Below are 12,376 nucleotides of genomic sequence, written 5' to 3' on the forward strand. Positions count from 1 at the left end.
AATCACAATGACAAAATTCCCGCTCATAGCGGCAGTGCTCGGCATTCTAGCGCTATCGACCGTTGCGATGGCAGAAGAGATTTCCGGTCCCATTCCCGATCCAAGCCGCGTAGTGTCGATCGGCGGGTCGATCACCGAAATCATCTATGATCTGGGTGAAGAGGGGCGGTTGGTCGGTCGCGACACCACCAGCGTTTTTCCCGAAGCTGCACGCAAGCTTCCTGACGTCGGATATATGCGTGCGTTGTCGCCGGAAGGCGTCCTGTCGATCAACCCGACTGCGATCATTGCTGTTGAGGGTTCGGGCCCGCGTGAAGCTATCGACGTGTTGAAAAAAGCCAGCGTACCTTTCGTGTTCGTTCCGGAAAACTACACCGCCGAAAGCGTGTCGGAAAAAATCCGGATTGTCGGCAAGGCACTCGGCGTCGATGACAAGGCCGAGAAGCTATCGGCCAAAGTCGAGAAGGAATTGGCCGCGGCGAAAGCCGAAACCAAAGATGTCAAGACGCGTAAACGTGTGCTCTTCGTCCTCAGCGCCGCGGGTGGAAAGATCATGGCGGCGGGCACCAGGACGGCGGCTGACGGCATTATCGAACTTGCAGGCGGCGACAACGTCGTCACTGGATATTCCGGCTACAAGACAATGACAGAGGAAGCCATCCTCACGGCACAGCCGGATGTCATTCTCGTGATGGATGTCCATGGTCCGCGCGCTATTAGTGACGCCGAGCTTCTAGCCAATGAGGCAATTGCCGCGACGCCTGCCGGTCAGACAAAGAACATCGTGCGCATGGGCGGACAGTATCTGCTCGGCTTCGGGCCGCGAACGGCACAAGCGGTGCACGATCTGGCCAAGGCATTCTACGGATCTGAAGCGAGCCAATGAGCGAGACTGTCTTGACGCGACCTGCCGCCCTCCGGTCCGGGCGAAGCAAGGCCCATCCGGATGGCGACCGTTCATTCCTGGCCAGGTGCGTCATCGTCGCACTGGCCTTTGCTCTGCTGGCGACGATGCTGTTCAGTCTTGCCGCCGGCGCGTCCGACGCCTCGGTCATATCTGTTGTCAGCGCTTTGGTTCCAGGCGCGAGCAGTGACGGTAATGTCCTTTCCCTGCGCGACAGCATCATCATCTGGGATATAAGGTTGCCGCGCATTGTTCTTGGCGCGATGATCGGAGCGTCGCTTGCCGTGTCCGGCGCCGTGATGCAGGGCTTGTTTCGCAATCCGCTTGCGGATCCCGGTATTGTCGGCGTCTCCGCGGGTGCGGGACTTGGAGCCGTCAGCGTCATTGTCCTTGGTGGAACGGTGCTGGCACCCTTTATTGCGACTTTCAGTATATTTGCCCTGCCGGTTGCCGCCTTTGTCGGCGCCCTGGTTTTTACGCTCATTCTCTATGGCGTTGCCACGCGGCGCGGTCAAACCTCCATCGCGACGATGCTCCTGGCCGGTATTGCACTTGGCGCCATGGCCATGGCGTATATCGGCCTCCTGACGTTTCTTGCCGATGACCGGCAGTTGCGCGATCTCACGTTCTGGACACTGGGATCACTCGCCGGTTCCAATTGGGCCAAGGTGTCTACGGCTGGTCCCTTTATCGTATTGGCGCTGCTCGTTTTTCCCTTTCTTGGGCGCGGCCTCAATGCCCTCGCACTTGGTGAAGCCTCGGCAAGCCACCTCGGCATTCCTGTCCAGCGTTTCAAGCGCGTGGCCATCATAGTGGTCGCTGCCGCAACCGGTGCCTCTGTAGCCGTCAGCGGTGGCATCGGCTTCGTCGGCGTTGTCGTGCCGCATCTGCTTCGGCTGGTCATTGGGCCGGACCATCGCTATCTGCTCCCGGCGTCGGCGCTCTTGGGTGCAAGCCTGCTGCTGCTTGCGGACGCCGTTAGCCGCACCATCGTCGCCCCTTCGGAATTGCCGATTGGCATCGTTACGGCAGTCGTCGGTGCGCCATTCTTCCTCTGGATACTGCTGCGCCGTCGCGGCATTGTGGATCTTTGATCATGATCAGCCTTTCCAACGTCAGCGTCGTGCTTGGACGCAAGGCCATTGTCAAAGAGGCAAGTTTCGATGCTCAGGCGGGGGAGCTGACTGTTATCGTTGGCCCCAACGGTTCAGGCAAGACGACGCTGATGCGTGCGCTTTCCGGCGACCTGCCTTTCACCGGCCGCATAACGATCAATGGACACTCGCTCAGCCATCTGAAACCATGGCAGACGGCCGCCATGCGGGCGATCCTGCCGCAATCGACCTCGCTGTCCTTTCCATTCACCGTTCGCGAAATCGTCAGGCTCGGTCTGACCAGCGGCCGTTCCGGCGCGACGCATCATGTTGCCGACAACCTTCCGGACGAGGCGCTGTCCCTCGTCGATCTAGCCGGCTTTGGCGGCCGTTTCTACCAGGAGCTTTCCGGAGGCGAACAGCAACGCGTACAACTCGCGCGTGTTCTCTGTCAGGTCTGGCAGCCCGTTCTCGATGGCCAGCCACGCTTTCTGTTCCTCGACGAGCCCGTCTCCAGCCTTGATATCAAGCATCAGCTTATCATCATGCAGATCGCCCGGGCCTTTGCCACGCGTGGCGGTGGCGTGATTGCCATCCTGCATGACCTCAACCTGACCTCGATGTATGCGGATCGCGTCGTGGTCATGCACGATGGCCGTATCGATAGCGTGGGCACGCCCGCGGAGGTCCTTACAGACGACCGTATCCTGCGCGTCTATGAGTGTGCGTTGAAAGTCGGCGCCTTGCCAGACACGCATGTGCCTTTTGTCCTGCCACAGTCGGCAGCGATGTGACCTTTATCGTTGCCCGTCTATAAAAGTCGCGGGTCGAGCGTGAACGGTTCCAATGTGAGAACTTTGATCTCCGCCGCCAGCCGGTGCGAATGATTGATCAGCACGTTGATATCGGGCGAACCGGCAATAGGAACAATCGCTGACGGTACCATCAGCACCGGCGATGTCCTGGCCTTGTGCCAATCATCGCCCATCCCTTGGGTCAGGCCCTCCTGCCGGCGCCAGTCTGACGGTAAAGATTGAACTGCAATGTTCTCGACCGGAACATTGTCCGGCGCTTCATAGGTCACCATGACGAGCTCCGGCAAAAGTGCCGGATCTTCGACATGAACCAGCTTTTCAAGGACGCAAAGGGCAGGCGACGTCGCGCAGTAGGTCACCGCATGGCCGACGCTGTTCCAGCGGCCGTCGAATAACAGTCCGTAGCCGCCGTCAAAAGCCTCCGCATGCTGTTTGCCGGATAACCGCCAAAGCCGCATCAGAGCCTCCTGCAATGCGTCAATATCATTGCAAAAAGGGCTCTAGACGGCTGCACCCCAGGCGATCTTGCCAAGGATGGTTTCGATGACGCGGGCGCCAGCTTCGGTCTGTGCGATCACAAGCGGGGTTTCGCCGCCGAGTTCGGCCAGCGTTCGACGCAACCAGCGATTGGCCTTTTCCTTGTCCCCAAACGTTTCTTCGGCCAGTGTCTGGATACGCATCAAACGGACTGTCCTGTCGGACTCGTCAACAGTCAGCGGCTGCTTCTTGTCGGCGCGGTGCCGCCTTGTTCGCTGAGGAATGACGAATTGCTCGATTTCCTGATTGGTCAATCCGGCAAGGCTCAAGCCCTTGAGAGCACTCAAAGGCAAACGGTTACGGACAGCCATGGCGAGATCCGCCTGCGAACGAACTTCGGATCCGAGCACCGGCGTCCCACCAAGCTTTCGCGCAACTTCCTCGACAATGACTTTTGACATCGACGTGCTCCAATCCTTAACGGCAACTTGCTCGAATATAAGCGGCATATTGCCGTTTTTCAAGTCGGCGCGAGCACTGCAACTGCGACATATCATGCCGCCAACAGAATTGACTTGTTGACATAAAGATATCTTTATGTGACCTTAACGCTCATCCAGATCATGGATCATGAGGCGTGCCAAGCTATGAATATTGCGGTTGACAATCTGTTCGGTCCCATGGGTGCTCCTCGGGACGGCTCCGAAGTTTTTGCAGCTTTGACCAAGGCGGCGAAAGAACGGATCCTGATTCTCGACGGCGCCATGGGTACGCAGATTCAGGGCCTTGGCCTCAACGAAGATGACTTTCGTGGCGATCGCTTTGCGGATTGTTCCTGTCACCTGCAGGGCAACAACGATCTCCTGATCCTGACGCAGCCGCAAGCCATCGAAGATATACACTACGCCTACGCCATGGCGGGCGCCGACATCCTTGAGACCAACACATTTTCCTCCACCACGATCGCCCAAGCTGACTATAGCATGGAAGAGGTCGTGTACGAGCTAAACCGCGATGGTGCGCGGCTCGCCCGCCGTGCCGCATTGAAAGCCGAGCAGAAGGATGGCCGTCGCAGGTTTGTCGCCGGTGCGCTCGGCCCGACAAACCGCACCGCATCGATTTCGCCTGACGTCAACAATCCCGGCTATCGCGCAGTCACTTTCGACGACCTGCGCACGGCCTATGCGGATCAGGTGCGCGGTCTCATCGATGGCGGCGCGGACATCATCCTCATCGAGACCATCTTCGACACGCTTAATGCCAAGGCAGCAATCTTCGCCACGAACGAAGTGTTCGACGAGAAGGGCATTACCCTTCCGGTGATGATCTCCGGCACCATCACCGACCTGTCCGGCCGCACGCTTTCCGGCCAGACGCCGACTGCCTTCTGGCATTCCGTCCGTCACGCCAAGCCTTTCACCATCGGTTTGAACTGTGCCCTTGGCGCCAATGCCATGCGTGCGCACCTCGCCGAGATTTCCAGCGTCGCGGATACGTTCGTCTGCGCCTATCCCAATGCGGGCCTGCCCAACGAATTCGGCCAGTACGACGAAAGCCCGCAAGCGATGGCAGCGCAGCTTGAAGGTTTCGCCAGCGAAGGCCTGCTCAATATCGTCGGCGGCTGCTGCGGTTCCACCCCGGAGCATATCAAGGCAATTGCCGAAGCAGTCGGCAAATACAAACCGCGTGAGATCCCCGAGACGGAAACGCATATGCGCCTGTCGGGACTCGAACCTTTCACGCTGACCAAGGATATTCCCTTCGTCAACGTCGGTGAGCGCACCAACATCACTGGCTCGGCGAAGTTCCGCAAGCTCATCACCGCCGGCGATTTCGCCACGGCGTTGGATGTGGCACGCGATCAGGTGGCGAATGGCGCGCAGATCATCGACGTCAACATGGATGAGGGTCTGATCGACAGCGAAAAGGCCATGGTCGAATTTTTGAACCTGATCGCGGCAGAACCCGATATAGCCCGCGTTCCGGTGATGATCGACAGTTCGAAATGGGACGTCATCGAAGCGGGCCTGAAGTGCGTACAGGGCAAGCCGCTGGTCAACTCGATCTCGATGAAGGAAGGCGAACAGGCGTTTGTCGATCACGCCAGGAAAGTTCGCGCCTATGGTGCGGCCGTTGTTGTCATGGCCTTCGACACCGACGGACAGGCCGATACGCTGGAGCGGAAAGTTGCTATCTGTACCCGCGCCTATGAACTCCTGACAAAAGAGGCAGGCTTCCCGCCGGAAGACATCATCTTCGATCCGAACGTCTTTGCGGTTGCCACCGGTATCGAAGAGCATAATGGCTATGGCGTCGCCTTCATCGAGGCGACGAAACAGATCGTCGATACCCTGCCGCATGTGCACATTTCCGGCGGCATCTCAAATCTCTCCTTCTCGTTCCGGGGCAACGAGCCGGTGCGTGAGGCGATGCACGCCGTGTTCCTGTATCATGCCATCCAGGTCGGCATGGATATGGGTATCGTCAATGCAGGCCAGCTAGCGGTCTATGAGTCGATCGATCCGGAACTGCGCGAAGCCTGCGAAGACGTGGTGCTCAACCGCCGCGACGATGCGACTGAGCGGCTGCTTGATCTTGCCGAGCGCTACAAGGGTTCCGCGGGCAAGGAAGCACGCGAACGCGATCTCGCATGGCGTGAATGGAGTGTTGCCAAACGCATCGAGCATGCATTGGTCAACGGCATTACCGAATTCATCGATGTCGATACAGAAGAGGCGCGCAAAGAGGCTGAGCGCCCGCTGCATGTGATCGAAGGGCCGTTGATGGCCGGCATGAACGTCGTCGGAGATCTGTTCGGCGCCGGCAAGATGTTCCTGCCGCAGGTGGTGAAATCCGCCCGAGTCATGAAGCAGGCCGTGGCCCTGCTGTTGCCCTACATGGAGGCAGAGAAGCTTGCCAATGGCGGTACGGGGGAACGTGAGAGCGCCGGCAAGGTCCTGATGGCCACCGTCAAGGGCGACGTCCATGATATCGGCAAGAACATCGTTGGCGTGGTCCTGGCCTGCAACAATTACGAGATCATCGATCTCGGCGTGATGGTACCCGCAACCAAGATCCTGCAGACGGCCCGCGAACAGAATGTCGATATTATCGGGCTTTCCGGCCTGATAACCCCATCCCTCGACGAGATGGTGCACGTCGCCTCGGAGATGGAACGCGAGGGTTTTGACGTTCCACTGCTGATCGGCGGCGCAACGACCAGCCGCGTGCACACCGCTGTCAAGATCAACCCGCGCTACAATAAGGGGCAGACGATCTATGTCACCGATGCCAGCCGTGCGGTGGGTGTTGTGTCCAACCTTCTGTCGAAGGAAACCAAGCCGGGTTTCGTCGAAGCGATCGAGGCCGAATACATAAAAGTCGCCGACGCGCATGCCCGCAACGAGGCCGACAAGCAGCGCCTGCCATTGGCCAGGGCACGCACCAATGCGCACAAGATCGACTGGAGTTCGTATGAACCCACCAAGCCGAGTTTCATCGGGACGCGCGTATTCGAGAACTACGATCTTGCCGAGATCGCACGCTATATCGACTGGACGCCTTTCTTTCAGACATGGGAATTGAAGGGCCGCTATCCCGCCATCCTCGGAGACGAGAAGCAGGGCGAAGCTGCCCGGCAATTGTTCAATGATGCGCAGGCGATGCTGGATAAAATCATCGCGGAGAAGTGGTTCAACCCGAAAGCTGTCATCGGCCTTTGGCCGGCTGGCACAGTCGGCGATGACATTCGGGTGTTTAAGGACGAAACGCGCAAGGATGAACTCGCTACATTTTATACGCTCCGCCAGCAACTGTCGAAGCGTGATGGAAGGCCGAATGTAGCACTCGGCGATTTCGTAGCGCCCGTCGACAGCACCGTTCAGGACTACATGGGGGCTTTCGTTGTCACTGCCGGTATTGAGGAAATCGCCATCGCCGAGCGCTTCGAACGCGCCAACGACGACTATTCCTCCATCCTCGTCAAGGCGCTGGCAGACCGGTTTGCCGAGGCCTTTGCCGAGTTGATGCATGAGCGTGTGCGCAAGGAATTCTGGGGCTATGCGCCTGATGAACATCTTGCGCCGGAGGAGCTCATCGGTGAGCCCTATCGCGGTATCCGCCCGGCGCCGGGCTATCCGGCACAGCCCGACCACACCGAGAAAGAGACGCTATTCCGCATTCTTGACGCAGAAGCCAGGATCAACGTTCGTCTGACCGAGAGCTTCGCCATGTGGCCCGGCTCGTCGGTGTCGGGCATCTACATCGGCCATCCGGAAAGCTATTATTTCGGTGTCGCCAAGGTCGAGCGTGACCAGGTGGAAGATTATGCGGAACGCAAGCAAATGCCGGTCGAGCAGGTCGAGCGCTGGCTTGGGCCGATCCTCAACTATGTTCCGGGGCCAAGGGTTCAGGCGGCCGAGTGAAGATAGTGCCGTGGCGGCGCGCCGAGCATGCGCTTGAACATGGTCGTGAAAGCCGGCACGCTGTTATAGCCGAGATCCAGCGCGACGCTGGTCACCGCCTCACCCTTTGTCAGGCGGGGCAGTGCAGACAAAAGGCAAGCCTGCTGGCGCCATGTTGAAAGGCTGAGCCCGGTTTCGCGCCGAAACGTTCGTGTGAAAGTACGCCGGCTCATTCCCAGCCGATCCGACCAGTCGTCGATATTTGTATGGGGCGAGGGGTCCTCAAGAAACCCGCGGCACAGCGCCGCCAGCCGGCGGTCTTCGGGGAATGGCAGGCCGAGTGGCCGTTCCGGGAGGTTGGGGATTTCGTGCAGCAACAACCCCATGACAAATGTCGTCCGTGGATCGGCGTGCACGTCGGCGGGCGCCGCCACCGCCTCGCGGATCAGGTTGTCCATCAAGGGCGTCAGCCCGACCACGTGCAAATGCCGTTTCAACCCCGCCACCGCGTCTGGTCGCACGTAGATTGAATGCATTGAGACATCGCCCAGCATATCCACCGCATGCTCCGTCCCTGCAGGCAGCCACAATGCATGATGTGGCGGCACCATCCAGCGGCCAAACTTGGTCGTGACCATGGCAACGCCGCTGATGGCATGCAGGAGCTGCGATTGGCTGTGATGATGATCGGGGATGTGAAACCCGGATGGATAAACGGTTGCCAAGGCAAAAACGTCGCCTTCGGCTTGCTCAAGCCAGTCGAGCCGCACCTTGTGCAACTCCTCGAGCCGAAGGCCCGCGGCAATCCGGTCAGCAAATGTCTGATAGCGCATTGTTTTGGCCCACGCTCGAAAGAACTGGACCAAACCACGAAAGCAGGATGCGCGCAACAGGTATATCAGTTGCGCAGGAAGGGTGACCGCTTGGGCGGTGCGCCCTCTTTCTTCGATGGACGCACACCATGACCGATACTGCCTTGCCTGCTCAGCGGACTTCCGCTGAAACAACTGTCTTCGCCATCATTTTTGCCGTCAGCTTCTGCCATTTTCTTAATGACATGATGCAATCGCTGCTAGCAGCCATCTATCCGATGCTCAAACAGAACTATGGCCTCAATTTCAAGCAGATCGGTTTTCTGACGCTGACATTCCAGGTCACCGCCTCGCTGCTGCAGCCGGTCGTCGGCACCTATACAGACAAGCGACCGATGCCCTATTCGCTGCCTGTCGGCATGGCTTTTTCGCTGGTTGGACTGGGCTTGCTTTCCATCGCCACGCATTATGTCATGTTGCTGGCCGGCGCTGCTTTCATTGGCATCGGTTCGTCGATCTTCCACCCTGAATCCTCGCGTGTGGCCCGTCTCGCGTCGGGCGGGCGGCATGGCCTGGCACAGTCATTCTTTCAGGTCGGCGGCAATTTCGGCACGGCGCTCGGGCCCTTGCTCGCGGCCTTCATCGTTCTGCCGCGCGGCCAGCAAAGTATTGCCTGGTTCTCCGCTGCCGCTCTGATCGGCATGATCATCCTTTATCAGGTCGGCAACTGGTACCAGCGCTATCGCCTCGCCAACGCCAACAAACCAGCCGCCAGCAGGGTACTGAAGCTGCCACGCAAAAAGGTCATCACATCGCTGCTGATCCTGACGCTGCTTGTCTTCACGAAGAACATCTACCTTGCCAGTATCTCCAGCTATTATACATTCTATGTCATCCACAAATTCGGCATTTCGGTACAGCAATCGCAGATGATGCTGTTCCTGTTCCTCGGCGCGGCGGCTGTCGGGACTATTCTTGGCGGCCCAATCGGCGACAAGATCGGCACCAAGGCCGTCATCTGGTTCTCGATCCTTGGCGTCTTGCCGTTCACGTTGATGATGCCCTACGCCAATCTGTTGTGGACAGGTGTGCTGACGGTCTTCATCGGCTTCATCCTCTCGTCCGCTTTTCCTGCGATCGTGGTTTTTGCACAGGAACTGGTACCCGGCCGGGTCGGCATGATCGCCGGCATCTTCTTTGGCTTCGCCTTCGGCATGGCCGGTATTGCCGCTGCGGTACTTGGCTTCGTCGCCGATGCCAAGGGCATCGACTATGTTTACATGATCTGTTCCTACCTGCCATTCCTTGGATTGCTGACGATCTTCCTGCCAAGTATGCGGGAAGTCCGAGGGGAACCGGCTACGGCCTGAATGACAAAGGCCCGGGCACGCCCGGGCTTTTTTGGCCAGTCCTCCTTTATCAAGGCTGCTGACGTCGATTGTCAGGAATGCCGGTTTGAAAAACGATATCTAACCCCATATAAGGAACACCATTCTCAAGGGCGCGCCTGCGCCTCAGATTTGTTCCGCCAGATACGTCCAGACCGAAATTCCTTTCCAGGTAAATTCATGTCCTCAGCTATCTCCGTCTCCAGCCTTTACAAAACCTACTCGACCGGTTTCGAAGCGCTGAAGAATATCAATCTCGACATTCGACACGGCGAGATCTTCGCACTGCTCGGTCCAAACGGCGCGGGCAAGACCACGTTGATCTCGACAATTTGCGGTATCGTCAATCCGACGTCGGGAACGATCCTCGCCGACGGCCACGATATCATCAAGGAATATCGCGCCGCCCGTAGCAAGATCGGCCTCGTGCCACAGGAACTGACGACCGACGCCTTCGAGACGGTCTGGAATACGGTCAGTTTCAGTCGCGGTCTTTTCGGCAAGCCGGCCAAGCCGGCGCATATCGAAAAGATCCTGAAAGAACTCTCGCTGTGGGATAAGAAGGATTCGAAGCTCATGACGCTTTCCGGTGGCATGAAGCGCCGGGTCATGATTGCGAAGGCGCTGTCCCACGAACCGGAAATCCTGTTTCTGGATGAACCGACGGCCGGGGTCGATGTCGAACTTCGGCGCGACATGTGGAATGTCGTGCGGGCACTGCGCGAATCCGGCGTCACCATCATTCTGACCACGCATTACATTGAGGAAGCCCAGCAGATGGCCGATCGCATCGGCGTCATCAGCCATGGCGAAATCATTCTGGTCGAGGAGAAGGCTGAACTGATGCGCTCGCTCGGCAGGAAGCAACTGCGGCTGTTTCTACAGGAAAAGCGTGACGGGGTACCGGAACCCCTGTCCAAATATGAGCTCGAACTGTCGCCCGACGGCTGCGAGCTCATCTATCACTACGATACGCAGAAGGACCGCACCGGGATCACGGCCTTGCTGAAAGACCTCGACAAGGCTGGTGTCCGTTTCAAGGATATCCAGACGCGAGAAAGCTCATTGGAAGAAATCTTCGTGAATCTCGTGAGGGAACGCAAATGAACCTCTATGCCATCAAGGCGATCTACCTGTTCGAAATGCACCGCACATGGCGCACGATCATGCAGAGCGTCATTTCACCGGTCGTTTCCACAAGTCTGTACTTCGTCGTCTTCGGCTCGGCCATCGGCGGGCGCATTCCAGAAATCAGCGGGGTCAGCTATGGGGCGTTCATCGTGCCCGGCCTGATCATGCTGTCGCTTCTGACGCAGAGCATCTCCAACGCTTCCTTCGGCATCTATTTTCCAAAGTTCGTCGGAACGATCTACGAGCTCTTGTCGGCACCCGTGTCATATCTGGAGATCGTCATCGCCTATGTCGGGGCCGCAGCGACCAAATCCATCATTCTAGGCGTCATCATTCTGGCTACGGCTGCCTTGTTCGTCCCGCTGCGGATCGAGCATCCCTTCGTCATGCTGCTCTTCCTGGTGCTGACTGCAGTTACATTCAGCATGTTCGGCTTCATCATCGGCATCTGGGCCGACGGCTTCGAAAAACTGCAGCTCGTCCCGCTGATGATCATCACGCCGCTGACCTTCCTCGGCGGCAGTTTTTATTCCATCGAAATGCTGCCGCCCTTCTGGCAAAAAGTCACGCTGTTCAACCCGGTCGTATACCTGATCAGCGGTTTCCGCTGGAGCTTCTTCGGCTTGTCGGACGTGCACATCGGCACGAGCCTCGCCATGACGGCACTGTTCCTCATCGCATGCATTCTGATCCTGCGCTGGATCTTCACGACAGGGTATAGATTGAAGAGCTAGAGCCTTTCAGGAAGAGTCACAATTCGATCAGGTGCGGGAAACAGCCCAATGAGCACATCGAGGACGAGCAAAAATGTCATCAGGGCAATTCATTGCGCGACTGATTGACGAACTCCATTGTAACAGGCGTTCCATCCTTTACAGCAAGGCTTCCAACGCAGCCAGTCCGGCCTTAAGCTCCTTCTCGCCTTTTGAGCCGAGGTTTGACAAAAGCTCCGCCTCGAATAGATGCGCGACTTTCGCGAGCTCGGTGTAGGCCTTTCGTCCAGCGGGCGTGAGTTGCAGATTCTCGATGCGCCGGTCCATGTCATCGCGCTTGCGACTTAGCCACCGGCGGCTTTCCAGCGTGAACACCGCTCTCGAAACCTTGGTTTTGTGCATGGAGGAATGCGTGCCGATGGCAGTGGCCGTCAAAATACCGAATTGGCCAAGCGTCGCCAGCGTGCGCCATTCCGGCCGCGTCAACCCGTATCGATCACGATAGATACCGGCAAAGCGCTGGCTGACGGCCTCCGCCGCCTTGTTCAGCCGGTAGGGGATGAAGTCCTCCAGGATCAGCGGCAGTGTTTCCGTCATATCACTTTCCATTTCAGCGAAATCTCCTTTGCGGTTGATAGT

At 58.1% G+C, this 12,376-nt stretch carries 11 protein-coding genes; 7 read left to right on the forward strand and 4 right to left on the reverse strand.

The window, feature by feature from the left end:
- Positions 1-7: 7 nt before the first annotated feature.
- From J2X72_RS20210 to J2X72_RS20220, 3 genes are read left to right on the forward strand one after another with little or no spacing between them, the layout of a single operon-like run.
- Complete coding sequence (locus J2X72_RS20210) at positions 8-886, forward strand: ABC transporter substrate-binding protein (RefSeq protein ID WP_310074904.1); 879 nt, start codon at positions 8-10, stop codon at positions 884-886.
- Positions 883-1,998: an iron ABC transporter permease gene (locus J2X72_RS20215; protein ID WP_310074906.1), complete on the forward strand. Its 1,116-nt coding sequence runs from the start codon at positions 883-885 to the stop codon at positions 1,996-1,998. The genes J2X72_RS20210 and J2X72_RS20215 overlap by 4 nt, the downstream gene beginning before the upstream one ends.
- Positions 1,999-2,000: 2 nt before the next feature.
- On the forward strand, positions 2,001-2,792 hold the full coding sequence (locus tag J2X72_RS20220) for a heme ABC transporter ATP-binding protein (RefSeq protein WP_310074908.1): 792 nt from the start codon (positions 2,001-2,003) through the stop codon (positions 2,790-2,792).
- Between the two features lie 17 nt (positions 2,793-2,809).
- Here the strand turns inward: J2X72_RS20220 and J2X72_RS20225 are convergent, their stop codons facing one another.
- Both J2X72_RS20225 and J2X72_RS20230 read right to left on the reverse strand, forming a co-directional pair.
- A complete protein-coding gene (locus J2X72_RS20225; RefSeq protein WP_310074910.1) occupies positions 2,810-3,271 on the reverse strand; it encodes an RES family NAD+ phosphorylase in 462 nt (153 codons plus the stop codon).
- A gap of 42 nt (positions 3,272-3,313) precedes the next feature.
- The gene (locus J2X72_RS20230) at positions 3,314-3,751 is read right to left on the reverse strand and encodes an antitoxin Xre/MbcA/ParS toxin-binding domain-containing protein (RefSeq protein ID WP_310074913.1); all 438 of its coding nucleotides are present in this window, start codon (positions 3,749-3,751) and stop codon (positions 3,314-3,316) included.
- 186 nt (positions 3,752-3,937) lie between these two features.
- On the opposite strand from J2X72_RS20230, the gene metH reads away from it, so the two are divergent.
- A complete protein-coding gene (gene metH, locus J2X72_RS20235) occupies positions 3,938-7,714 on the forward strand; it encodes a methionine synthase (RefSeq protein WP_310074917.1) in 3,777 nt (1,258 codons plus the stop codon).
- Here the strand turns inward: metH and J2X72_RS20240 are convergent.
- Positions 7,699-8,526 (reverse strand): helix-turn-helix transcriptional regulator, encoded by an 828-nt coding sequence (locus J2X72_RS20240; protein WP_310074919.1) that lies wholly within the window; start codon positions 8,524-8,526, stop codon positions 7,699-7,701. The genes metH and J2X72_RS20240 overlap by 16 nt on opposite strands.
- A gap of 128 nt (positions 8,527-8,654) precedes the next feature.
- Here J2X72_RS20240 and J2X72_RS20245 point away from each other — a divergent pair, with 128 nt between their 5' ends.
- The 3 genes from J2X72_RS20245 to J2X72_RS20255 all read left to right on the forward strand — a co-directional run bounded on the left by J2X72_RS20245 (position 8,655) and on the right by J2X72_RS20255 (position 11,758).
- Positions 8,655-9,875, forward strand: a complete 1,221-nt coding sequence (locus tag J2X72_RS20245) for an MFS transporter (RefSeq protein WP_210003550.1) — start codon at positions 8,655-8,657, stop codon at positions 9,873-9,875.
- Between the two features lie 198 nt (positions 9,876-10,073).
- Entirely contained in the window at positions 10,074-11,000 is a 927-nt protein-coding gene (locus tag J2X72_RS20250) for an ABC transporter ATP-binding protein (RefSeq protein WP_310074923.1), read from the forward strand.
- Entirely contained in the window at positions 10,997-11,758 is a 762-nt protein-coding gene (locus tag J2X72_RS20255) for an ABC transporter permease (protein WP_183662905.1), read from the forward strand. The genes J2X72_RS20250 and J2X72_RS20255 overlap by 4 nt, the downstream gene beginning before the upstream one ends.
- 138 nt (positions 11,759-11,896) lie before the next feature.
- On the opposite strand, the gene J2X72_RS20260 is transcribed toward J2X72_RS20255, so the two are convergent.
- Positions 11,897-12,334 (reverse strand): MarR family transcriptional regulator, encoded by a 438-nt coding sequence (locus J2X72_RS20260; protein ID WP_310074925.1) that lies wholly within the window; start codon positions 12,332-12,334, stop codon positions 11,897-11,899.
- Positions 12,335-12,376: the final 42 nt, after the last annotated feature.

Origin of the sequence: Phyllobacterium sp. 1468 (assembly GCF_031455525.1) — a bacterium.
Classification (GTDB): Bacteria; Pseudomonadota; Alphaproteobacteria; order Rhizobiales; family Rhizobiaceae; genus Phyllobacterium.